Annotated in this window: 14 protein-coding genes; 11 read left to right on the top strand and 3 right to left on the bottom strand. The window is 74.1% G+C overall.

From position 1 onward, the window contains the following. Nucleotides 1-59: 59 nt before the first annotated feature. Complete coding sequence (locus EQG70_RS12410; RefSeq protein ID WP_419095462.1) at nt 60-1,559, bottom strand: amino acid permease; 1,500 nt, start codon at nt 1,557-1,559, stop codon at nt 60-62. Between the two features lie 155 nt (nt 1,560-1,714). Here EQG70_RS12410 and EQG70_RS12405 point away from each other — a divergent pair, with 155 nt between their 5' ends. The 7 genes from EQG70_RS12405 to EQG70_RS12375 all read left to right on the top strand — a co-directional run bounded on the left by EQG70_RS12405 (nt 1,715) and on the right by EQG70_RS12375 (nt 15,297). After that, nucleotides 1,715-2,755: an alpha/beta hydrolase family protein gene (locus EQG70_RS12405; RefSeq protein ID WP_244296550.1), complete on the top strand. Its 1,041-nt coding sequence runs from the start codon at nt 1,715-1,717 to the stop codon at nt 2,753-2,755. 430 nt (nt 2,756-3,185) lie between these two features. Further along, nucleotides 3,186-7,160: a Pls/PosA family non-ribosomal peptide synthetase gene (locus EQG70_RS12400; RefSeq protein ID WP_109268662.1), complete on the top strand. Its 3,975-nt coding sequence runs from the start codon at nt 3,186-3,188 to the stop codon at nt 7,158-7,160. Further along, nucleotides 7,150-8,370: a heparan-alpha-glucosaminide N-acetyltransferase domain-containing protein gene (locus tag EQG70_RS12395; RefSeq protein WP_109268663.1), complete on the top strand. Its 1,221-nt coding sequence runs from the start codon at nt 7,150-7,152 to the stop codon at nt 8,368-8,370. Before EQG70_RS12400 ends, EQG70_RS12395 begins: the two co-directional genes overlap by 11 nt. Before the next feature lie 329 nt (nt 8,371-8,699). Further along, entirely contained in the window at nt 8,700-10,109 is a 1,410-nt protein-coding gene (locus EQG70_RS12390; RefSeq protein WP_109268664.1) for an MFS transporter, read from the top strand. 47 nt (nt 10,110-10,156) lie between these two features. After that, nucleotides 10,157-12,310, top strand: coding sequence for a molybdopterin oxidoreductase family protein (locus EQG70_RS12385; protein WP_109268665.1), 2,154 nt, complete (start codon nt 10,157-10,159; stop codon nt 12,308-12,310). After that, complete coding sequence (locus EQG70_RS12380) at nt 12,307-13,908, top strand: FAD-dependent oxidoreductase (RefSeq protein ID WP_244296548.1); 1,602 nt, start codon at nt 12,307-12,309, stop codon at nt 13,906-13,908. The genes EQG70_RS12385 and EQG70_RS12380 overlap by 4 nt, the downstream gene beginning before the upstream one ends. A 165-nt stretch (nt 13,909-14,073) precedes the next feature. Beyond that, the gene (locus EQG70_RS12375; protein ID WP_109268666.1) at nt 14,074-15,297 is read left to right on the top strand and encodes a heparan-alpha-glucosaminide N-acetyltransferase domain-containing protein; all 1,224 of its coding nucleotides are present in this window, start codon (nt 14,074-14,076) and stop codon (nt 15,295-15,297) included. Here the strand turns inward: EQG70_RS12375 and EQG70_RS12370 are convergent. After that, complete coding sequence (locus tag EQG70_RS12370; protein WP_109268667.1) at nt 15,279-16,421, bottom strand: uroporphyrinogen-III synthase; 1,143 nt, start codon at nt 16,419-16,421, stop codon at nt 15,279-15,281. The two genes, EQG70_RS12375 and EQG70_RS12370, sit on opposite strands and share 19 nt — an antisense overlap. 284 nt (nt 16,422-16,705) lie before the next feature. On the opposite strand from EQG70_RS12370, the gene EQG70_RS12365 reads away from it, so the two are divergent. Then, nucleotides 16,706-17,896, top strand: a complete 1,191-nt coding sequence (locus EQG70_RS12365) for a heparan-alpha-glucosaminide N-acetyltransferase domain-containing protein (protein WP_109268668.1) — start codon at nt 16,706-16,708, stop codon at nt 17,894-17,896. An 82-nt stretch (nt 17,897-17,978) separates the two neighbouring features. Here EQG70_RS12365 and nirB read toward each other — a convergent pair whose 3' ends face one another. After that, complete coding sequence (gene nirB, locus EQG70_RS12360) at nt 17,979-20,597, bottom strand: nitrite reductase large subunit NirB (protein WP_109268669.1); 2,619 nt, start codon at nt 20,595-20,597, stop codon at nt 17,979-17,981. 226 nt (nt 20,598-20,823) lie between these two features. Between nirB and nirD the strand changes: the two genes are divergently transcribed. From nirD to EQG70_RS18780, 3 genes are all read left to right on the top strand, one after another. Continuing rightward, the gene (gene nirD, locus EQG70_RS12355; protein ID WP_109268670.1) at nt 20,824-21,249 is read left to right on the top strand and encodes a nitrite reductase small subunit NirD; all 426 of its coding nucleotides are present in this window, start codon (nt 20,824-20,826) and stop codon (nt 21,247-21,249) included. A gap of 48 nt (nt 21,250-21,297) precedes the next feature. After that, complete coding sequence (locus tag EQG70_RS12350; RefSeq protein ID WP_109268671.1) at nt 21,298-22,335, top strand: alpha/beta hydrolase family protein; 1,038 nt, start codon at nt 21,298-21,300, stop codon at nt 22,333-22,335. A gap of 203 nt (nt 22,336-22,538) precedes the next feature. Then, nucleotides 22,539-23,804, top strand: a complete 1,266-nt coding sequence (locus tag EQG70_RS18780; RefSeq protein WP_109268722.1) for a heparan-alpha-glucosaminide N-acetyltransferase domain-containing protein — start codon at nt 22,539-22,541, stop codon at nt 23,802-23,804. The last annotated feature ends 12 nt before the right edge of the window (nt 23,805-23,816 follow it).

The raw sequence follows: 23,816 nt of genomic DNA, 5'->3' as shown, positions 1-23,816 counted from the left end.
CGGCGGAAATGTCGCCCGGAGTGTGGGGGCTCGGCGGGGTGAGTGGCGCAGGGCGGGGGTCAGTCGCGGGGGCGGGTGAGGTCGGCGTCCTCGTAGCGGACCATCGTCGAGCCGGTGACCAGCTTGTGGCCGAACCACAGGGCCAGGAACAGCGGCAGGCCGATGTAGGCGGTCAGGGCGGCCATGAGGTCCATGTCGCCGATGAAGGCCTGGTAGTTCTGCCCGAGGATCACCACGGCGCACAGCACGAGCGCCACCAGGGGCCCCAGCGGGAAGAACCGTGCCCGGTAGGGGAGGTCGGCCAGGTCGTGGCCCTGGACGGTGTACGCCTTGCGGAAGCGGTAGTGGCTCCACGCGATGCCCATCCACACGATGAACCCGGCCAGCCCCGAGGCGCTGACCAGCCACACGTAGGCGTCACCGTCCCCGATGAAGGTGGTGAGGAAGGACGCCCCACCCACCAGGGTGGTGGCGATCAGCGCGTTCATGGGCACGCCGCGGCGGTTCACCTTGGCGAGGAAGCGCGGGGCCTTGCCGCTGTCGGCCAGGGCCCAGAGCATGCGGGTGGAGGCGTAGAGCCCGGAGTTGCCGGCCGAGAGGATGGCGGTGAGGATCACCGCGTTCATCACCGAGGCGGCCGCCAGCACGCCCGCGTTCTGGAAGACCAGGGTGAACGGGGAGATGGAGATGTCCTCCACGCCGCTCGTGAGCAGGTTGGGGCTGGTGTAGGGGATGAGGAAGCCGATCACGGTGATCGCGCCCACGTAGAAGAGCAGGATGCGCACGAACACGGTGCGGATGGCGCGCGGGACGTTCTTCTCGGGGTTCTCCGCCTCGCCGGCGGCGACGCCGACGAGCTCGGTGCCCTGGAAGGAGAAGCCGGCCACCATGAAGATCGCCAGGATGCCGAGGCCGCCGCCCACGAAGGGCGCCTCCCCGGTGGTCCAGTTCTCGAAGCCGGGCGACTCCCCGCCCAGGATGCCGACGATCATGAGGATGCCGAGCCCCAGGAAGAGCACGATCGTGACGACCTTGACGAGGGAGAACCAGAACTCGCTCTCGCCGTAGGCCCGGGCGCTCAGGGCATTGAGGGCGAACAGGATGGCCAGGAAGGCCCCGGACCAGATCCAGGAGGGCGAGTCGGGGAACCAGTAGCGCATGATCAGCGCGGCGGCCACGAGCTCGGCGGCCACGGTGATCGCCCAGTTGTACCAGTAGTTCCAGCCGATGGCGAAGCCGAAGGACGGGCTGACGAAGCGGGTCGAGTACTCCTCGAAGGCGCCCGAGACCGGCAGGTAGGTGGCCATCTCGCCGAGGCTCTGCATCAGCAGGAAGACCATGAAGCCGATGACCACGTAGGCCAGGAGCGCCCCTCCCGGGCCGGCGGTGGCGATGGTGTTGCCCGAGGCCACGAACAGGCCGGTGCCGATGGCCCCGCCCATCGCGATCATGGTCAGGTGGCGGGGCTTGAGGCTGCGGCGCAGCCTGTCCTGGGCCGGCGGCTGCTCCTGGATCTCAGGAGCGCTCTGCTCGGCCTGCGAGCGTGCGGTGATGGTCACGCGGAATCTTCTCCTCTGCTGCGGTGGACGGACCACGGAAGGAGGAAGTGGGGGGCGCCGTCCCCCCGAACGGTCCTGGCCGATTATGGGGGAACGATTGCAAAACCGAAATTCGGCGGGAAGCCGCCGGTCGTGCTTCCGCCTAGGATGGACGGGTGAAAACGCATCCGGATCCGGGCCAGGCCGCGCCGCGCCGCGGATCCCGCCCGATCGTGGATGTGGCCATTCTCACCGGCGCCCTCCTGGCCCTGGTCGCCGCGACGCTCGCCGCCCGGTGGGCGTGGACGCCGGCCCCGGGGCCGCAGGAGCAGGTCTCCTGCGCCCCCTACGGCCTCGAGGACGTGAGCACCGCCCCGCGCGGCGGAGCCCGCCCGCTCAGCACCGGCCCGGTGCTCTCCGGCGGACTGCGCTGGGCGGAGGGGACCTCGGACCGGCTCGACGTGCCCTTCGAGCACGAGGGCACGACGAGCAGCTACCACGTCTTCGCCGACGGCATCGACTGGAGCGAGCCGGTCGGCGTGGTCTTCCGCCTGCACGGGGACGGGGCCTACGAGTACGAGCACCCGGGGCACAAGGTGTCCTGCCTCGCGGAGGTGGCGCGCTCGCACAACGCGGTGCTCGTGGCCCCCCGCACCCCGGACCGGCAGGGCGAGCCCACCTGGTGGGAGGACCTCGACGGCAACGCCGAGTGGTTCCTGGCCCTGGCCGAGCAGCGGATCTTCGCCGAGTACGACCTCGACCGCTCCCGCACGTGGCTGCACGGCTACTCCGGGGGCGCCGAGTTCATCAGCTACGAGCTGCTGGCCGACCGCGCGGACTTCCTGCAGGGCGGCGGCACGGTGCTCTCCGGCGGCGGCGGGGCGCCGTCCAGCGGGACCTCGGAGCCGACTCAGGAGCAGCTCGAGCAGCTGGTCCTGCACTGGGACGTGGGCCTCGAGGACGACGGCACCGACCCCTACGCCCCGTTCGACGCGCTCTCCGCGGCGGCCGCCGGGCACGCCTGGTACGAGGACGCCGGCTGGGCGCGGACCAGCGTGCGCTACCGCGAGGGCGTGGACCACTTCGAGCTGCCCGAGGCCCGGGTGCTCGACGCCGCGATGACCGCCGGGGAGTCCCCGGAAGAGCGCTCGGCGGAGCTCTCGCCCGCCCCCTCCGCAGAGCCACCGAGGGGGCCCGCGGCAGACGGACGTGACTGATCTCTCGTCGTCGTCCCAGGTCAGTGGGAGATCGGCGGAATGGCGGGGCGCAGTGGCCGGGGCGGGGACCCGGGGCGGCGCCGCGACACCCCGTTCGGCTTGCATATGCAATGGCACCGACCGTACGGTGCAGTAAGCAAAGCTGGCAGGGGAGCCGGCTCAGGGGGAAGGCCGATGCGGGGGCATCACGGCCGAACACTCACTCTCGGCACCGCGCTGATCCGGCGCGCGTGCTCCCGGGTGCCTTCCGTCCGGTCCGTCCGGTCCCTGGGCCCGTCCTTCCTGTCGGCACCGGCCGCTGTGCAGATCCGCAGCGGCAGTGAAGTCGATGGGGGATTCAATGACAGTGCGCCCAACCACGCGCAGCGGCTCGACCCGCCAGGGAGGCGGTCGGCACCTGTTCGAGGACCGCTACCCGGAGCAGGACCCGATGGAGGACGGCGAGGTCCTCGACCGCGCCCTGCACACGCAGCCCATGCCGCAGGTCCCGGGCCGCGCCGTCTTCCCCGTCTCGCCCGCGCCGGCCCCGCGCACGCTCGTGGACATCGTCATGGACACCGTCTCGCGCCACCCGGACGCGGTGGCCCTCGACGACGGGACCACGGTGCTCAGCTACGCCGAGTTCCTCGAGCGCGTCGAGGCCCAGGCCCAGCGCCTGTGGGACCTCGACATCGGCCGCGGGGACCGCGTGGGCATCCGCGTCCCCTCCGGGACCGTGGACCTCTACGTGGCCGTCCTCGGCACGATCTTCGCCGGCGCCGCCTACGTCCCGGTCGACTTCGACGACCCGGACGAGCGGGCGAACACGGTCTGGGAGGAGGCCTCGGTGTGCGCCGTCTACGGCGCGGACCTGTCCCTCCGGCCCCGCCCCGGCGTCCGCGCGGGCGCGGACTGCCAGCAGCCCGGCACGGGCGACGACGCCTGGATCATCTTCACCTCCGGGTCCACCGGCAAGCCCAAGGGCGTGGCGATCAGCCACCTCTCGGCCGCCGCTCTCGTGGACGCCGAGGCCGAGCTCTACCTGCCCCGGCGCCCCCTGGGCCCGGGCGACCGCGTGATGGCGGGGCTCTCCGTGGCCTTCGACGCCTCGTGCGAGGAGATGTGGCTGGCCTGGCGCTCCGGCGCCGCCCTGGTCCCCGCCCCCCGCGCCGTGGTGCGCTCTGGCACCGACCTCGGCCCGTGGCTCGTCGAGCGGGACATCACCGCCGTCTCCACGGTGCCGACGCTCGCTTCGATGTGGCCGGCCGAGGCGCTGAGCCGCATCCGCCTGCTCATCTTCGGCGGGGAGGCGTGCCCCAACGAGCTCGCCGCCCGCCTGGTGCACCCCGGCCGCGAGGTCTGGAACACCTACGGCCCCACCGAGGCCACGGTCATCGCGACCGGCGCCGTGCTCACCGGCGAGCCGCCGGTGCGCATCGGCCTGCCGCTGCCCGGGTGGGAGCTGGCGATCGTCGACACCTCCGGCAACCCCGTGCGCTGGGGCGAGGAGGGCGAGCTGATCATCGGCGGCGTGGGCCTGGGCCGCTACCTGGACCCCGCCAAGGACGCCGAGAAGTTCGCGCCCATGGACACCCTGGGCTGGGAGCGGGCCTACCGCTCCGGGGACCTCGTGCGCGCCGACCCCGAGGGCATCGTCTTCGTGGGCCGCGCCGACGACCAGGTCAAGATCTCCGGCCGGCGCGTGGAGATGGGCGAGATCGACGAGCAGATGTCGCGGCTGCCCGGCGTGCAGGCCGGCGCCGCCGCCGTGCACACCACCCCGGCCGGCAACCAGGTCCTCGTGGGCTACCTCGTGGCCGAGGCCCCGGGCTCGGTGGACCTCGCCGACGCCCGCCGCCTCCTCGCCGACCGGCTGCCGGGCCAGATGGTGCCCGCGCTGACCCTGATGGACGAGCTGCCCCTGAAGACCTCCGGCAAGGTGGACCGCAAGGCCCTGCCCTGGCCGCTGCCCTCCGCCGGCGCCGCCGCGGAGGCCTCGCAGATCGACGCCGAGCTCGAGTGGCTCGCCGCCCTGTGGGCGGACCAGCTCGGCCCCCTGCCCATCGACGAGGACAGCGACTTCTTCGTCCTCGGCGGCACGTCCGTGGCGGTGGCCAAGCTCGTCTCCGAGATCCGCCGCACCTACCCGGACGCCGCGATCGCCGAGATCTACCGGCACCCCACGCTCGCCGGGATGCACGAGTACCTGACCACGCTGGCGCCCGTCGACGTCGTCGCCCAGGACGCCGCGCGCGAGCGCCGGGTGGCGGACGTCCCCCGCTGGAACGGCCTCGTGCAGATCCCCTTCCTCACGGCCCTCTACGCCGTCTCGGGGCTGCGCTACGTCCTGGGCGCCTCGATCGTCGTGTGGCTGCTCTTCAACGTGCTCGGTGCGGGCTGGGTCCCGAACCCGCCGCTGCTGCCCCTGGTTCTCGGCTGGCTCGTGCTCTTCGCGCTGCCCGGCCGGCTGGTGCTCACCGCGCTGTTCATCCGGCTGCTGACCTTCCGGCTGCGCCCCGGCGCCCACGCCCGCGGCTCCTGGACCCACCTGCGGGTCTGGATGGCCGAGCGGGTCCTGATCTTCAACAAGTTCGAGCCCCTCATGGGCGCCCCCGTGATGGTGCTGTTCTTCCGGCTGCTCGGCAACCGGGTGGGCCGCCACGCCCACCTCGACACGATGCCCCCCGTCAGCGGCATGGCCCGCATCGGCGACGGCGCGGCGATCGAGCACGAGGTGGACCTCTCCGGCTACTGGCTCGAGGGCGATGTCTTCCACCTCGGCGGCGTGACCGTGGGCGAGAACGCCCGGGTCGGCACCCGCACGCTCCTGAGCCCGGGCGCGGTGGTCGAGGCCGGCGCGGAGGTCGACCCCGGCTCCCACGTCACCGGCACCGTCCCCGCCGGCCGCCTGCAGGGCGGCTCCCCGCTCGTGGACCTCGGCCCCGCCGGGGAGTCCTGGCTCGAGTGGGCCCCCGGCCGCAGCAACCGGTTCCTCACCGGGCTGCTGTACGCCCTGGGTCTCGGCGCGGTCGGCATCCTGCCCGTGCTGGCCGTGGTCCCCGGCGCGCTGATCGTCTTCACCCAGGTGCGCGGGCTCGAGCTCTACGAGCTCGTCTTCCCCGTCATGGCCCTGTGGGTGCCCGTCTTCGCCGTGCTCACGGTCCTCGTCTACCTCGCCCTGCTCGTGCTGGTCGTGCGCGCGCTCGCCCTGCTGATCCGTCCCGGCCACCACCCCGCCGACGGCACCGTGGGCTGGGCCGTGTGGCTCACGGGCGTGCTGCTGCAGAAGAGCCTGGTCTCCACCTACCCGGTCTACGCCTCGATCGCCACGCCGTTCTTCCTGCGGCTGCTGGGCGCCCGGGTGGGCAGCCAGGTGGAGATCTCCACCGTGGAGACCCTGCCGCACCTCACCACCTTCGAGTCCGGCTCCTTCATGGCCGACCACTCGATGGTCAGCTCTGCCCGGACCGGCTTCGGCTGGATCCACGTGGGCCCCTCGACCGTGGGTGAGCGCTCCTTCGTGGGCAACTCCGCGATCGTGGGCCCGGACCGGGACGTGCCTAAGGACTCCCTGGTCGCCGTGCTCTCCTCCGCCCCGGCCGACGCCGAGCGCGGCACCTCCTGGCTGGGCCGGCTGCCCGAGCCGATCAGCCGCGTCACCGACACCGCGGACGAGGCCGTCACCTACCGGCCACGCCGGCGCCTGGTCGTGGCCCGCACGCTCGTCGAGTCCCTGCGCGCCGTGCCCTTCATGGTCACCGCGTGGATCGACCTCGCGATCGTCTTCGTGCTCACCACCGTGTACATGCGGGCCGGGGGAGGCCTCGACGGCATCGTCTCGGCGCTGCTGTGGGCCACGCCCGTGGTGCTCGCCGCCGGCGTGGTGGCCGCCCTCCTCCCCGTGCTGGTCAAGTGGGCCCTCATGGGCCGCTTCCGCGAGGGCGAGCGTCCGCTGTTCAGCTCCTTCGTGTGGCGCAACGAGCTGGCCGACACCTTCGCGGAGTCCCTGGCCGTGCCCGGCCTGATCCGGCTGGCCGTCGGCTCCCCGGTGTTCAACGCCTGGGCCCGGCTCATGGGCGCGAAGATCGAGCGCGGCGTGTGGTGCGAGACCTGGTGGCTGCCCGAGTTCGACCTGGTGCACCTGGGCCGCGGCGTGTCCGTCAACCGCGGGACCGTGCTCCAGACCCACCTGTTCCACGACCGCATCATGCGGCTGCAGCCGGTGTCGATGGAGGCGGGCTCCACCCTGGGGCCCAACAGCTTCGTCCTGCCCGGCAGCACGGTGGAGGCCGGCGCCACGGTGGGCCCCGGCTCCCTGGTCATGGCCCAGGAGACCGTGCCCGCCGGCAGCACCTGGGGCGGCAACCCGATCCGCCCGCTGCACGCCGAGGCCCTTCCCGCCGGAGGTGCCACCCGTGAGCGCTGAGCACGCGGCCGCCACGCGTGGCGGGGGCACCGCGGTGCTCAACGTCCCCGGCGCCTCCGGGCGGCGCACCCGGCGGCGGCTGGTCGGCGTGGACGCCGCCCGGGGCTTCGCCCTGCTCGGGATGGTCGCCGTGCACACCCTGCCGTTCTGGGACGCGGAGAACGAGCGCGCCTCCCTGAGCTGGTCCCTGTTCGCCGGGCACTCGGCCGCCCTCTTCGCGACCCTCGCCGGGGTGAGCCTCGCGTTCCTCTCCGGCGGGCGCACCCCGCACTCGGGACGGCGGCTGGCCGGAGACCGGGCGGGACTGGTGGGCCGCGCCGCGGTGATCGCCCTCGTCGGGTTCCTCGTGGGCTTCGTGGCCCTGCCGGTGGACAACATCCTCATCTACTACGGGATGTTCTTCCTGCTCGCCATCCCGTTCCTGGGCCTGCGCATCCGGCACCTGCTGATCAGCGCGGCGGCGTTCACCGTGCTGGCCCCGTTCCTGATGCAGTGGGCCGTGGACGTCCTGCCCGCCCACGTGTACGGCAACCCCACCCTGTGGAACCTGGTCACCGACCCGGTCACCGTGCTCTCCCAGCTGCTGCTGACGGGCACCTACCCGGCGCTGCCGTACATGGCCTACCTGTGCGCGGGGATCGCCCTGGGCCGAATGAACCTCACCAGCCGGCGGGTGCAGCTGTGGCTCGTGGGCGCCGGCGCGGCGCTGGCCCTGCTCTCCTGGACGGTGTCCATGGGGGCGCTGCTGGCCCTCGGCGTCTACGACCGGATCTGGGAGGCCACCCCGTGGCTGACCGAGGAGCAGATCGACGAGATCCTCGTCTTCGGCCCGGACCCGTCCCTGCCGACCACCACCCTGTGGTGGCTCATGGTGCCCGCCCCGCACAGCAACACGCCCGTGGCGCTGCTCCTGAGCCTCGGCATGGCCGCGTTCGCGCTCGGGGCGTTCCTGCTCCTGGCCCGGCTCATCGGCAAGACGCTCACGCCGCTGGCGGCCGCCGGGTCCATGACGTTCACGCTCTACACCCTGCACCTGCTGTTCCTCGGCACCGGGGTCTACGAGCTGCACCCGGGGTTCTGGTTCTGGATGCAGGTGGCCGTGTTCGGCCTCCTGGCCGTCGCGTGGCAGCGCGCCGTGGGCCAGGGCCCGCTCGAGAAGCTGGTGGCCCGCACCTCGAAGCGCATCGCCGAAAGCGTCGCCGCCCGCTGACCTGTGACCCCGGCCCCCTCGCGGCGCCGGCCCCGCGGCCCAGCCGTGACCGTCGAGTCCCCCATGCGTGCGCAGATCCCCAGTTCGATCCTGGGGAAACGCGCACACATGGGGGACTCGGTGCGTGAGAGGGCCGGGGGCTGGGGACTCGGCGTGGCACGGGGCGCATGAGGGCGCCCGGGGACCTCACACGGGCGTCCCGGTGCTGTGAGTGGAAGTGCATCGAGGTGTTACTCCCGCCGTCGGGGACCGAAACACGGGGTTCGTAGCGTGGGAGCACCGCACGCCGCCGTCGCCGTGCTCCGCCCCGCTCGCCCAGGAGGTCACCCGTGAGCTCAGAACTGCATCCCGACCCGGCCACCACGGCAACCGGCACCCCGGCGCCCCCGCCGCTCGCGCTGCGGGAGCGGCCCGGCCGCTGGCTGGACGGCTACCGGCCCGAGGACCCCGACTTCTGGGAGTCCACCGGCCGCCCGATCGCGCGCACCAACCTCAAGTGGTCCATCTTCGCGGAGTTCCTCGGCTTCGCCGTCTGGCAGCTGTGGGCCATCACGGTGATCTACCTGCCGGCGGCGGGCTTCGCCTTCAGCGACTCCCAGATCTTCTGGCTGATCTCCATCCCGTCCCTGGTGGGCGCCACGCTGCGCATCCCGTACACGTTCATGGTGGGCCGGTTCGGCGGCCGGAACTGGACCATCGTCTCGGCCCTGCTGCTGCTGGTCCCCACGGTGGGCCTGGCCCTGGCTGTCGGCAACCCGGAGACGCCGTTCGCGGTCATGCTGCTCCTGGCGGCCACGGCCGGCTTCGGCGGCGGCAACTTCGCCTCCTCGATGGCCAACATCACCTTCTTCTACCCCGTGCGGGAGAAGGGGTGGGCGCTGGGGCTCAACGCCGCCGGCGGCAACCTCGGCACGGCCGTGGCCCAGCTGCTCGTCCCGATCGCGGTCACCGTTCTCGCGGCCGGGGCCCTGGACCTCCCGCTGGCCGGGTGGATCTGGGTGCCGTTCATCCTGCTCGCGGCGTGGGGCGCCCGGAAGCACATGCACAACCTCTCCCACGCCAAGGGGGACGTCGCGGGGTCCCTGGCCACGGTCCGGGAGCCGCACTTCTGGATCATGTCCTTCCTCTACGTGGGCACCTTCGGCTCCTTCATCGGCTTCTCCAGCGTGTTCCCCAAGCTGATCGCCGACACCTTCCCGGAGTTCTCGTCCTTCGGCGTGGGCGCCGCGGCGCTGTCCCTGGCGTTCCTCGGCCCCCTGGTCGGCTCGGTCTCCCGCCCCTACGGCGGCCGGCTCGCGGACCGCTTCGGCGGCGCCCCCATGACGGTCGCCGTGTTCGCCGTGATGGCGCTGCTCGCGCTCGCCGTGGTGCTCACCCTGCCGCTGGCCAACTTCTGGCTGTTCCTCGGCCTGTTCCTGCTGCTGTTCACCGCGGCGGGCATGGGCAACGGCTCCACCTACCGGATGATCCCCTCGATCTACCGGGTGCTGGGACTGCGGCAGCAGCAGGACGCGGCGGTCTCCACCGAGCGCAAGGCCTCGGCCGCCCTCGGGCTGATCGGTGCGGTCGGCGCGTACGGCGGCTTCCTGATCCCGCAGGCGCTGAACCTCTCGAACAGCACCACCGGGGCCTACAGCGCGGCGTTCTACGGCTTCGTGGCCTTCTACGTGGTGGCGCTCGCGGTCACCTGGTGCTGCTACCTCCGCCGGGGCACGGAGATGGGCGACAGCCACATCTGAGCCCGCAGCCCCGCCCCGTCCCGCCGACCCCAGGAGGAACCGCCCGCATGAGCACCACGGCCACCCACTGCCCGTACTGCGCCCTCCAGTGCGCCATGACCCTGGACACCGGTTCGGTGGCCGCCGCGGCGCAGGGCTACCCGGAGGTCGCCGCCCGGCAGTTCCCCACCAACCGGGGCGGGATGTGCCGGAAGGGCTGGACGTCGGCGGAGCTGCTCGCCGACCCCGCACGGCTCACCGCACCGCTGCTGCGCGGGGCGGACGGCGTCTTCCAGGAGGTGTCCTGGGCCGCGGCCCTGGACCGGATGGCCGCGGAGCTCCGGGCCGCCCAGGAGCGGCACGGCCGGGACGGGGTGGGGATCTTCGGCGGCGGGTCGCTGACCAACGAGAAGGCCTACCAGCTGGGGAAGTTCGCGCGGGTGGCCCTGCGGACCTCGCGGATCGACTACAACGGCCGGTTCTGCATGTCCTCCGCCGCGGCCGCCGCCAACCGGTCGCTGGGGATGGACCGGGGCCTGCCGTTCCCCGTGACCGACCTCGACGACGCCCACACCGTCCTGCTGCTGGGCACGAACCCCGCCGAGACCATGCCCCCGTTCGTCCAGCACCTGCAGCACGCCCGCCAGCACGGGGGCCTCGTCGTCGTCGACCCCCGCCGTTCCGCCACGGCCCGGATGACCGACGACGACGGCGGACTGCACCTGCAGCCCACCCCCGGCTCCGACCTCGTGCTGCTGCTGGGGCTGGCCCACGTGGTCCTGCACGAGGGCCTCGCCGACCGGGAGTACCTCGAGCGGCGCACCACCGGCTCGGAGGCCTTCACGACGAGCGTCAGCGCGTGGTGGCCCGAGCGGGTCGAGCAGGTCACCGGCGTCCCGGCGGAGCGGATCCGCCGGGCCGCCCGCCTGCTGGCCCGGGCACGGAAGGGGACCTACGTGCTGACCGGGCGCGGGGTGGAGCAGCACGTCGACGGCACCGACACCGCGACCGCCGCGATCAACCTGGCCCTGCTCCTCGGCCTGCCCGGGCGCGAGGGCTCCGGCTGGGGCACCCTCACCGGGCAGGGCAACGGGCAGGGCGGCCGGGAGCACGGCCAGAAGGCCGACCAGCTGCCCGGCTACCGCAGCATCACGGACCCCGCCGCCCGCGCGCACGTGGCCGGGGTGTGGGGCGTGGACCCCGCCGGGCTGCCCGGCCCCGGGATCCCGGCCGCGGAGATGCTGACCACCCTCGGCACCACCGGCGGCGTCCGCTGCCTGTGGGTCAACGGCTCCAACGTGGTGATCGGCGCCCCGGACACCGACGCCGTGGTCCGCGGGCTGCAGGCCCTGGACTTCCTGGTGGTCTGCGACTTCTTCTTCTCCGAGACCGCCGAGTTCGCCGACCTCGTCCTGCCGGTGCTGCAGTGGGCCGAGGAGGAGGGCACCATGACCAACCTCGAGGGCCGGGTGCTGCGCCGCCGCCGCGCGCTCGACCCGCCGCCCGGGGCGCGGGACGAGCTGTGGATCATGGCCGAGCTCGCCCGGCGGCTCGAGGCCCCCGGCACGTTCAGCCCCGACCCGGAGGAGGTGTTCGAGGAGCTGCGCCGGGCCTCGGCCGGCGGGAAGGCCGACTACTCGGGGATCGGCTGGGCCGCCCTGGACGCGGGCGAGGCCTGCTGGTGGCCGCACCCCGCCGGGGCGTCCGCGGGCACGCCGCGGGTCTTCCTCGACCGCTTCGGCCACCCGGACGGACGGGCCGTGCTCGTCCCGGTCCGCCCGCGCGCCGCCGGCCGGGCCGTGGACACCAGCCCGCGCGGGCACCGGCGGGAGCCGCTGCACACCGCGGGGACCCTCACGCTGACCACCGGCCGCTGGCTGGAGCACTACCAGTCCGGCAACCAGACCCGCCGCGTGCCCTCGCTGCACGCGGCCCGGCCCGAGTCGATGATGCAGATCCATCCCGCGACCGCCGCCGCCCACGGGATCCGCGACGGCGCGGCGGTGGAGCTGACCAGCGCCCGCGGCCGGGCCGTGGCCCGCGCCGAGCTGAGCACCGACATCCGCCCGGACACGGTGTTCCTGCCCTTCCACTACGCCGGGACCCAGACCGCCAACCGGCTCGTCTCCTCGACGGCCGTGGACCCGGTCTCGGCCATGCCCGAGTTCAAGGCCGGCTCCGTGACCGTCCGGGCGATCGACGCCGAGGAGACGACCCGATGACCGTGCACCGCCCCACCCGTGCCCACGGCACCCCGATGCGGCCCGGCGAGCACGTCGTCGTCATCGGCTTCGGCCCCGTGGCCGCCCGCTTCGTCGACGACGTCGCCGACCTCGCCGCCGCGGGCACGATCCGCCTCACCGTGATCGGCGGGGAGACCGACCCCGCCTACAACCGGGTGCTCATCGGCGAGCACGCCATGGGCCGCACCGAGCGCGCCACGATGGCCCTGGCCGACCCCGAACTCCTGGCCCGCTCCGGGATCGACGTGCTGCTCGGCACGCAGGTCACCCGGATCGACCGCTTCCGCCGGGTCCTGCGGCTCACCGACGGGCCGACGGGGGAGACCCGGGAGCTCGGCTACGACCGCCTGGTCCTGGCCACCGGGGCCCGCCCGAACCTGCCCGTGCTGCGCGGGATCAACCCGGACCCCGGCGCCTACGAGCACCTGCCCGCCGGGGTCACGGCGCTGCGCGACCTGCGCGACGCCCGGGCCGTGCGCGCCGTCGTCGAACGGCGGGGCCGCGTGGTGGTCCTGGGCGGCGGCGTGCTCGGGCTCGAGGCCGCGCTCGCGGCGAGCGAGGCCGGGTGCCCGGTCACCGTGGTCCACCACGCGGCGTGGGTGCTGACCCGCTCCCTCGACGCCCCCGGCGGCGCGCTGCTGGGCCGCGCGCTCGCCGACGCCGGCGTGGAGGTGGTCTCCGGCGCGCAGGCGCGCGAGGTCTCCCTCGACGAGGACCGGGCCTTCCGGGGGCTCGTGCTCGAGGACGGCCGGACCCTGCCGGGCGAGCTGCTGCTGCTGTCGATCGGCGTCACGGCGCGCACGGAGCTCGCCGAGGGCGCCGGGCTGCGCACGGCCCGCGGGATCGTGGTCAACCACGAGCTCGAGGCCGACGTGGAGCAGCGGGTCTTCGCGGTGGGGGACTGCGCCGAGGTGCTGTGCAAGGACCCGTCCTGCCGGGTCTGCCCCGGCCGGGACGGCATGGGCCCGTCCGGTCTGATCGGTCCCGGCTGGCGGCAGGCCGAGTGGCTGGCCGCCCGGATCCGGGCCGAACTGGACGCCGTGGCCGAGGGCGGGACGGCCGTGCTCGCCCCCCTCACCACCGGTCCCGCCGGCGCGGTGCGGCTCAAGGCCCACCAGGTGGAGCTCGCCTGCGCCGGGACGGTCGGGGGCCTGCCCTGGGAGCCCCGCCCGGACGGCGGGACCGTGGTGCAGTGGGCGGACGGTTCGGCCGGGACCTACGCCCAGCTCGTGCTGCGCCCCGACCGCACGCTCGAGGGCTACATCGTGCTCGGCCTGCCCCGCGCCGCCGCCGAGATCGGGCTCCTCCACGACCGCGGCGAGCCCGTGCCCGAGGACCCCGGCGTCCTGCTGCGCCTCGACGGCCCGGACGCCGGGGCGCAGCAGGAGACCCGGCTGACGCCCGAGTCCAAGGTCTGCCACTGCGCCGGCGTCACGATGGGCCGGATCACCGACGCCGTGGGGCAGGGCGCCGCCACCCTCGAGGAGGTCAGCTGCGCCACCCGCGCCTCGACCGGCTGCGGGGGCTGCGCGGACACGGTGCGCCGGCTCGTCGAGGAGCACGTCGCCGCGGCATGAGGGGTCCCCGTGCCGCCGGAGGCCACCGCACCGGCGTGTGCTCTCGCACAAGGGTGGACAGGGTCACCGGTCCGTCACGATTGGCCGGGGTGCCCCGGGGTGCGAAGATGGTCGCGCCCGCCGCCCGCCCGCGCGGGCCTGCACCGACGAACAGGACGACCATCCATGAGGGAGCGCCCCACCGAGCACCGGCCCGCGGCGGCCGCGTCCCGCGGCGCCGCACCGCGGTCCTCGAGGCGCCTGGTGGGCCTCGACGCCGCCCGCGGGCTGGCGCTCGTGGCCATCATGTGCGTGCACATCCTGCCCGTGTCCTACGCCGCCACGGGCCGGCCCACGGTGACGTGGATCCTGTTCCCCGGCGACTCCCCGGCCCTGTTCGCCCTGCTGGCCGGCACGGGGCTGGCGCTCACCTCCGGCGGGCGCCGCCCGCTCCGCGGCCGCGAGATGACGGCCGCCCGGGCCGGCATCGCGGTGCGCGCGCTGCTGCTGCTGGTCCTGGGACTGGTCATCGGCCACCTCATGCCGCCGGAGCCCCCGGCCTACAACATCCTGATCTACTTCGCCGCGTACTTCCTGCTCGCCCTGCCCTTCCTGGGGCTCGGGCCGCGGGTCCTGTTCCTCGGCGCGGGCGCAGCCCTGGTGGCCGGCCCGCTGCTGCTCCACTTCGCCGGGGAGTCGCTGCCGGGCTTCTCCTCCTACAACCCGACCTTCGTCACGCTGGTCACCGAACCGCTCGCGGTGCTCGGCCAGCTGCTCCTGACGGGGACCTACCCCGCCCTGCCGTACCTGGCCTACCTGCTGGCGGGGCTGGCCATCGGCCGGCTCAACCTGCGCCGCCGCGACGTCCAGGTCCGGCTGGTCGTGGTGGGCACGGTCCTCGCGGTGACCGCGAAGCTGGTCTCGCGGCAGCTGCTCTACGCCGGGGACGTCTACACCAGGCTGCTGTTCAGCGACCCGGACCTCACCGTGGCGCAGCTCGAGAGCCTGCTCACCTACGGCCCCGAGGACACGCTGCCGACGACCACGCCGTGGTGGCTCGTGCTCACCACCCCGGACGTCAACACCCCGTTCTCCGTGGCGTGGAGCCTCGGGGTGAGCCTGGCCGTCGTCGGGACCTGCCTGCTCCTGGCCCGCCGGCACAGCTCCTGGCTGCTGCCCGTGACGGCCCTGGGCGCGATGAGCCTCACCCTGTACACGGCGCACCTCGTGTTCCTGTCCTTCGAGCTCTTCCACACCGCGCCCCTGCTCTGGCTGATCGCGAGCCTGGTGCTCTCCGTGCTGTTCGCCCTCGCCTGGCAGCGAGCCTTCGGACGGGGCCCACTGGAACGGGCGATGAACGCGGCGGTCCGGCCGGTCCGCCGGGCCGTGGCTCAGGGGTCCAGCCGGTAGCCGCGCTTGATCACGGTGGCGACCAGGGGAGCGGGCAGGATCCGGCGCAGCCGGGAGATCACCATCTCCAGGGCGTGCTCGGTCTCCAGGCCCGGCACCGCGGACAGCAGCTGCCCCCGGGAGACCACCGCCCCGGGGTGCGCCGCGAGCGCCCGCAGCACCGCGACCTGGGCGTCGGAGAGCGGGACGAACACGCCCTCCAGAGCGGCGCCGGTGCTCATCAGCCGCAGCGTCCCGTGCCGAGTGGGCACCACCAGGGTGCGCTCCTCGACCGCGTGGGTGCACACCGCCCGGACCAGGGCCCCCAGCCGGTAGCGCTCCGGCACGAGCGGCTCCACCCCGACCTCCAGCAGGGGCCCGGCGCACACGGGTCCCACCGCGGCGGCCGTGACGTCCGTGCGCAGGGCGTCCACGAGGTCCTCGTAGCGGCCCATCTCCTGCGCGGTGCTGAACAGGGAGTCCACGGCCGGGGCGGCGGTGAAGGTCAGCACGTCCAGGCGGCGCTCGCAGACGTCGCGGATCAGGCCGGGCAGGCGCTCGCCGTCGTCGGCGGAGAGCCACCGGTAGGGGGAGACGGTGTCCACCTGCGCCCCGGCGGCCACGAGGCGCTCCAGCTGGATCTGGTCCGTCAGCCCGTGCAGCTGGACGGCCACGCGGGCGCCGGCCACGCCGTCGGCCAGGAGCCGGTCGACCACCGAGGAGGTCCGCTCGTCCTCGGAGACCTCCGCGTCCTCGAGCTCCAGGGAGAGCACCTGGCCCCGGGCCTTCGCCCCGCGGGTGAGCACCCGGGCGGCGCGGAAGGCGTCCCGCAGGTCCTCCCCGAGACCCGCGGCGTCGGCGGCCTCGAACCACCGGCGCAGCCCGTAGGCGGTGGTCACCACGATGATCCCGGGCCGGTGGGCGAGCATCGTGCGCGTGTCCTCGACCACCCGGGTGTCCTCGGCCACGGGGGAGATCATCAGGGCGGGCGCGTGCACCACCTGCGCGCCGCGGCGCTCCAGGGCGGCGATGAAGTCCGTGGCGCGGCGGTGGGCCGTCACGCCGACGCGGAACCCGGTGAGTTCCCCGAGCGCGCCGGGCGCGCCGTGGTCACCGGGTGCGGGGGCGGTGGGTGCGGCCGTCATGCCCCGAGCATAGGTCGGTCCTGTGACCACGGTGTTACCCCAGGTTTCCGATTCCGCACCACCTGCCCCACGGACACCGTGCGGCGACAGCGGCGTGCCGGAGGTCCCGCTGGCGTGCACGGCGGGGCCCGCGGACTTCACGAAATCGTGAGGTCCGCGCAACGGGAGCGCCACGTGCAGCAGAGATCCTGGATCCGGAAAGGTCCCGGAGCACTGGGACCTCGGATGCGGCTCGGGTCCGGACCCTGGGAGGGCCGGGGCGGGTGCGGGAGGACGGGGGAGTCATGAGGTGGACGTCCGGAACGGAGCGTTCCGCCCTGGCCGATGCCACGGGCGGTGCCCGCAGGTCCCCGGCGTGGTGGGCGGGCCTCGACGCGGCCCGCGGGCTGGCGCTGATCGGGCTGATGGCGGTGCAGGTCCTGCCCGGCCACCACGCCGTGACCCCGGCACCGGCCTGGCCGCACCTCCTCCTCTCGCAGACCTCGGCGGCACTGTTCATCCTGCTGGCCGGGGTGGGACTGGCACTCGGATCCGGGGGACGGTTCCCGCACCGGGGCCGATGGCTGGCCGCCGACCGGGTGGGGCTGGCCGTGCGGGCGGTGCTGATCGCCGTGGTGGGCCTGGGGCTCGGGGCGCTGATGCCCGAGGACGCCCCGGGGGACGACCTCCTGGTCTGCTGCGGGGTGCTCTTCGTGCTGGCCATCCCGTTCCTGCGCCTGTCCGCGACGGCGCTGTTCGTCTGCGCGGCGGTCCTCTGGATGGTGGGCCCGCTGCTGGTGCAGGGCCTGACGGACGTCCTCCCGGCACCCGCCTCCGCCCACCCCGCGTTCGCCGACGTGCCGGCGGAGCCGGGCGGGACGGTCTCCCGGCTGCTGGTGACCGGCACCTACCCGGTCCTGCCGTACCTGAGCTGTCTGCTGGTCGGGCTGGGGGTGGGGCGGATGAACCTGCGCGACACGGGGATCCAGATCCGTCTGCTGGCGGCGGGGGCGGGTCTGGTCGTCCTCGCACGGACCGCCGCCCTCTTCTTCCCCCACGCCTTCGACGGTCACTACCGGGTGCCGGCGACCGGCGGGACGGGCGCGGACGAGCTGGCCGAGGTGCTGGTGCGGGGCCCGGACCCGTGGCCCGTCGACGGGGTGTGGGCGATCGCCGCCGGCCTGGGCGTGGCACTGCTGGTGCTGGGGGGCTGTCTGCTGGTCTCCCGCAGGTCCGGGGTGTGGTCGCTGCGGCTGTCGGCCGTGGGGGCGATGGGCCTGAGCGTGTACACCGCCCACCTGGTGGCGCTGTCCGTCGAGGTCCGGTACGACCTCCCCGTCATCTGGTCCGTCGCCCACCTGGGGGCGGCGGTCCTGCTCGCCGTCGGCTGGCACCGGGCGCTGGGCCGGGGACCGTTGGAGCGGGTCCTCGACGCCGGCGGGGACGCCGCCCGCCGCACCGTGCTACACCGGCAGGGCCGGCTCCACCGGACGTGACCCCCGGCGCCGCGGCCACCTCCGGCCCGGTTCCGGCTGGGAGCTCGAGCCGGGCGCATCCCGTCGGCGGTCCGGGGCCGCGTCAGGCCCCGGGGGTCGCGGCGCCCTCGCGCACCGGGATGCGCGGACCGGTCAGCAGCACGGGGCCGTCGCCTGCCTCGGCGGCGGCGCGCTCGGCGTCGGTCGCGGGGCGGCGCTGACCGCGCTCGAGCACGTAGTCCTGGGAGTCGTCCGGGGCGGCGTCGTTGACGAAGGAGCGGAAGCGGCGCAGCCGCTCGGGGTCCTTCAGCGTCGCGGCCCACTCGTCCTCGTAGCGGTCCACGTGCCGGGCCATCGCGGCCTCGAGCTCCTCGCCGATGCCCAGGGAGTCCTCGACGACGACGGCGCGCGCGTGGTCGATCCCGCCGTCGAGTTCCTCCTGCCACCGGGCCGTGCGCTGCATCCGGTCCGCGGTGCGGATGTAGTACATGAGGTACCGGTCGATGTATCGGACCAGGGTCTCGTCGTCCAGACCCTGGGCCAGCAGCTGGGCGTGGGCGGGGTTCGCGCCGCCGTTGCCGCCGGTGTAGAGGTTCCAGCCGTCGGTCGTGGAGATGATGCCCACGTCCTTGCCGCGGGCCTCGGCGCACTCGCGGGCGCAGCCCGAGACGCCCATCTTGAACTTGTGGGGCGAGCGCAGCCCCCGGTAGCGCAGCTCCAGCCGCACGGCCATGCCCACGGAGTCCTGCACCCCGTAGCGGCACCACGTGGAGCCCACGCAGGACTTCACGTTGCGCAGCGCCTTGCCGTAGGCCTGCCCGGACTCGAAGCCGGCGTCCACGAGCTCCCGCCAGATCTCCGGCAGCTGCTCGAGCCGGGCCCCGAACATGTCCACGCGCAGGGCCCCGGTGATCTTGGTGTAGAGCCCGTACTTCCGGGCCACCTCGCCGAGCACGATGAGCTTCTCCGGGGTGATCTCCCCGGCCGGCACGCGCGGGACCACGGAGTACGTGCCGTCCTTCTGCATGTTGGCCAGCGCCCGGTCGTTGGTGTCCTGCAGGGCGCCCCGGCCGGAGTCGAGCACGTACTCGTCCCGCTGGGAGGCGAGCACGGAGGCGACCACGGGCTTGCAGATGTCGCAGCCCAGGCCGGTGCCGAAGCGGGCGACCACCTCGTCCCAGGAGGACAGGTCCAGGGCGCGCACGGCCTCGAAGAGCTCGGCGCGGGAGAGCTCGAAGTGCTCGCACAGGGCCCTGGAGACCTCCACGCCGGCCTTCGCCAGCTCCAGGTCCAGGGTCTTCTTGAGCATCGGCACGCAGGACCCGCACTGTGTGCCGGCCCGGGAGCACTTCTTGAGCTCGCCGATCTCGTGCACGCCGCAGGAGATCTGCTCCCGCACGGCCCCGGTCGTGACGTTGTTGCAGGAGCAGATCACGGCGTCGTCGGGCAGGTCCCCGGCCGGGGCGTCCACGCCGGAGGCGGAGAGGTAGGCGCCGGGCTCGCCGGGCAACTCCCGGCCCAGCAGCGGGCGCAGGGCGTTGTACGGCTCGGCGTCCCCCACGAACACCCCGCCGAGCAGGGTCCGCGCGTCCTGGGTGACCACGACCTTCTGGTACATCCCGCGGGCGGGGTCCGCGTAGACGACCTCGAGGCAGTCCTCGGTCTCGCCGTAGGCGTCGCCGAAGGACGCCACGTCCACGCCGGAGAGCTTGAGCTTGGTCGCGGTGTCGAAGCCGTCGAACGTGGAGCGCCCGCCGGCCAGCCGGTCGGCGACGATCTCCGCCATGGTGTTCGCGGGGGCCACGAGCCCCAGGCACTCCCCGTTCCAGGAGGCGACCTCGCCGATCGCCCACACGTGCTCCGCGGAGGTGCGGCAGGCCTCGTCGATGACCACGCCGCCGCGCGGGGCCGTCGCGACGCCCGCGTTGAAGGCCAGCCGGTCCCGGGCCCGGATGCCGGTGGCCACGATGACCAGGTCCGCCTCGAGGTCGGCGGAGTCCCGGAACTCGACGGCGCACACCTCGCCGTCGGACTTGCGCAGCCCCACGCCGGAGGGGCGCTCGCCCAGGTGCAGGCGCACGCCGCGCGCGGTGATGAGGGCGTTGAGGGAGCGGCCGGCGCCCTCGTCGAGCTGCGCGTTCATCAGCCACTTGCGGGAGTGCACCACCGTGGCCTCCGCGCCGAGCTCCTGGAGCCCGCCCGCGGCCTCGAGGCCCAGCAGACCACCGCCGATGACCACGCCGCGCGGGGTGCGCCCGTAGCGGGCGCGCAGCCGCTCGACCTCGGCGCGGATGGCCGCGACGTCGTCGAGGGTGCGGTAGACGAAGGCGTGGTGGGCGCCGGGGACGTCCAGGCGCGCGGCGTCGGAGCCGGTGGCCAGGACGAGCTCGTCGTAGCCGGTCACGGTCCCGTCCGCCGCGGCGACCGTGCGGGCCGCGGGGTCGATCTCCCGGGCCTTCACGCCCTGGCGCAGGTCCACCCGCGGGTCCTGCCACACCGTGCCCCCGCCCAGGGTGAGGTCGACCGCGCCCGCGGGGCCCGTCAGCGCCTTGGACAGCTGGACGCGGTCGTAGGGGACCCACGGCTCGTCGGCGAACACGGTGAGGCGCACGTGGTGGTCCTCCGCGGACAGCACCGCCTCCGCGAAGCGGTGGGCGGCGGGGCCGCCGCCGACCACGACGACGTGCTGGGGGGACTGCGGGGAGAAGGGGGAGCGCGGCACGGGGACCTCCGGGAGCTGGCGGGCGGCTGGGGCGTTGCCCCGACTCTAGGGAGACGGGATTGCCCCTCCGTTGCCCCGCCGTTCCGGTCGCTTTTCGCTTCCCTCACCGGGGCCCCGGCTCCGTGTGAGCGGGCTTTGACCGGGGCGAAACGGCCCCGGAGCGCGCCCGTCATCCGCCCGGCCTAACGTCGAGCACGACGTTCCGCCGAGCCGCAGGAGGCCCCCCATGACGACCCTCACCCCGACCACGACCGCGACCCCGACCCCGACCCCGACAGCGATCACGACCGCGACCGCGGTGGACGCGGCGAGCCGTGCTGCCGGCACCGAGTGGCACGACGTGTGCGCCCTGACGGACCTCGAGCCCCTGTGGGGCGAGGCCGCCCGGGTGGCGGGCCGCCAGGTGGCGCTGTACCGGGTGGACGCCACCACGGTGCTCGCGGCCGACCACCGCGATCCCCGCACCGGGGCCTGCGTCATGGCCCGCGGCATCCTCGGCTCCCGCGGCCCGGCCGTCACGGTCGCCTCGCCGCTGCACAAGGAGGTCTACGACCTCGCGACCGGGCTGTGCCTCAGCGGGGACGGCCCCGCCCTGCCGGTGCACCCGGCCGAGGTGCGCGACGGGCGGGTGCTCGTCGGGCTGCCCCGCTGACGGCACGTCGTCGGGGTTCTCCCAGGTACTCCTTCGTAAAATGACCGGGTGACACGACAACACCCTCGGAGCGGTCCCCGGTGGCCCTGGTCCTGGCTGCCGCACCGGCACCGCCACCGCGGTGCGACGTCCCGGGGTACTCGGCGGCGGCTGCGCCTGCTCGGGGCCGGCGCCCTGGCGCTGGTGCTCCTGCTCGTCACGACCGTGGCGCTCCTGGTCGGCCGGGACGAGGAGACCCCGGAGGCCGAGGCCCCCGAGACGGTCTCGTGCGCCCGCTACGGACTCGACGGCGTCCGGGTCACGGCCCGCGGCCCCGGCGGGCCCACGGACGGGGCCGTGCTGGACGCCCGCGTGTTCGGCCCGGGGGAGGAGCGGGAGGACCGCTTCCAGCTCGAGCACGAGCACGACGGGATCACCAGCTCCTACCACGTCTTCGCCGAGGACCTGGACTGGGACCGGCCGGTGGGCGTCGTGTACCACTTCCACGGGGACGGCGCCTTCGAGTATGAGAGCCCCCAGTACACCGCTTCCTGCCTGGCGGAGGTCGCGCGGGAGCACAACATGCTGCTGGTGGTTCCGCGGACTCCCGATCGTGCGGGGGAGATCACCTGGTGGGAGGAGCGGGACCTCAACGCGCAGTGGTTCCTCTCGCTCGTCGAGGAGCGGCTCGAGCCCGAGTACGACATCGACCGCTCCCGCACCTGGCTGACCGGGTACTCCGGCGGGGCCCAGTTCATCAGCCAGGAGCTGCTGGCGGACCACGTGGACCTCGTCCCGGGCGGCGGCGCGATCATGATGGGCGGCGGACAGGCCCCGGACCGGCCCTCCGCGGAGCCCACCTCCGAGCAGCTGCAGGAGCTGCGCCTGCGCTGGGACGTGGGCACGGAGGACGACGGGACCGACCCGCAGGCAGAGTTCGACGCCCTGTCCGCGGCGTGGGACGGGCACCACTGGTACGAGGAGCAGGGCTTCGAGCGCGCCCGCATCCGGTACCGGGACGGCGTGGACCACTTCGGGCTGCCGTATGCCCGCATCCTCCAGCGCGCGCTGAACGCCGCCGAGGAGGACGCTCAGGACGCGTCCTAGCCCTGCTCCCTGCCCGGGTTCCTCGAATTCTCCGCGGCTGGGGACCCGCTCCGCGTTTGCTCTAGTAAGCTCAGGCGTGCACCAGTGCGCCGCGAGCCCGTCGTCCACGACAGGCGGACGCGCGCCGGGCACCGTGCCGGGGGGCGCGGACGGGGCCGGGAGCGGCACGGGTGCACGAGCCGATCGATCCCTGGGGGAACCGCATGTCCGCAGAACGCACGCCGCCGGCCGGGACGGCCACCGCCACCGGTGTCCCGACGGAAGGACCCGGGCGCGACGCTGCCGGGGCCCCCCGGACGACCCGCCGGCTCACCGGCGTCGACGCCGCCCGCGGCCTGGCCCTGTTCGGCATGGTCGCCGTGCACACGCTGCCCTCGTGGGACGAGCAGACGGGCGAGGCGAACCTGTCCTGGACCCTGTTCGCCGGCCACTCGGCCGCACTGTTCGCCACCCTGGCCGGGGTCAGCCTGGCCTTCGCCTCCGGCGGGCGCACCCCCCGCACGGGGCTGCGGATGACGGCCTCCCGGTGGGCCCTGGCCGCACGGGCGGGGGTGATCGCCCTGGTCGGCTTCCTCCTCGGCTTCCTCGAGCTGCCGGTGAGCAACATCCTCATCTACTACGGGATGCTCTTCCTGCTCGCTGTGCCCTTCCTGCGCCTGCGGACCCGGTCCCTCCTGGTGTGCGCCGCGCTCTTCGCGCTCGTCGCGCCCTTCCTCATGCAGTGGTCCGTCGACGTGCTGCCCGGCCTCGAGTACGAGAACCCGAGCCTCGTGGACCTGGTCGTCGACCCGGGCACCGTGCTCTCCCAGCTGCTCCTGACGGGCGTCTACCCCGCCCTGCCCTGGATGGCGTTCCTGCTGGCCGGACTCGCCGTGGGACGCACGGACCTCACCAGCCGGAAGGTGCAGACCCTGCTCGCGACGGTCGGGGCGGCGGTCGCGCTGCTCGTGTGGTCGTCCTCCGCCCTCGCGCTGCGGGTGCTCGGCGGCTACGAGGCCATCGCCGAGGGCACGCCCTGGATGGACGAGTCGGAGATCGACGAGGTGCTCGTCTTCGGCGGGGACCCCACGCTGCCCACCGACACCCTGTGGTGGCTGCTGATCTCGACCCCGCACACGAACACGCCGTTCTTCCTGGCGCTCAACGTGGGCCTGGCACTGTCCGTCCTCGGCATCTGCCTGCTCCTGGAGCGTGTGGCCGGCAGAGTCCTCGCGCCGCTCGCCGCGGCGGGCGCGATGACGTTCACGCTCTACACGGCCCACCTGCTCATCCTCTGGCCCGAGTACTACGACCTCGCGCCCGCCGCGTGGACCGCGGGCCAGATCGTGGCGTTCACCGTGTTCGCCCTGCTGTGGCGGCGGGCCCTGGGCCAGGGCCCGCTGGAGAAGGTGGTCACCCGGTCGACCAAGGCCGTCTCGCGCCGGGTCCTCGCCCGGGGCGAAGACCGGGCGCGGCCGCCGGCCGCCTGAGCCCGTGCGCCG

The sequence above is a fragment of the Kocuria rosea genome (assembly GCF_006094695.1).
Taxonomy (GTDB): Bacteria; Actinomycetota; Actinomycetes; order Actinomycetales; family Micrococcaceae; genus Kocuria; species Kocuria rosea.
This window is presented reverse-complemented; position numbering and strand designations above follow the sequence as displayed.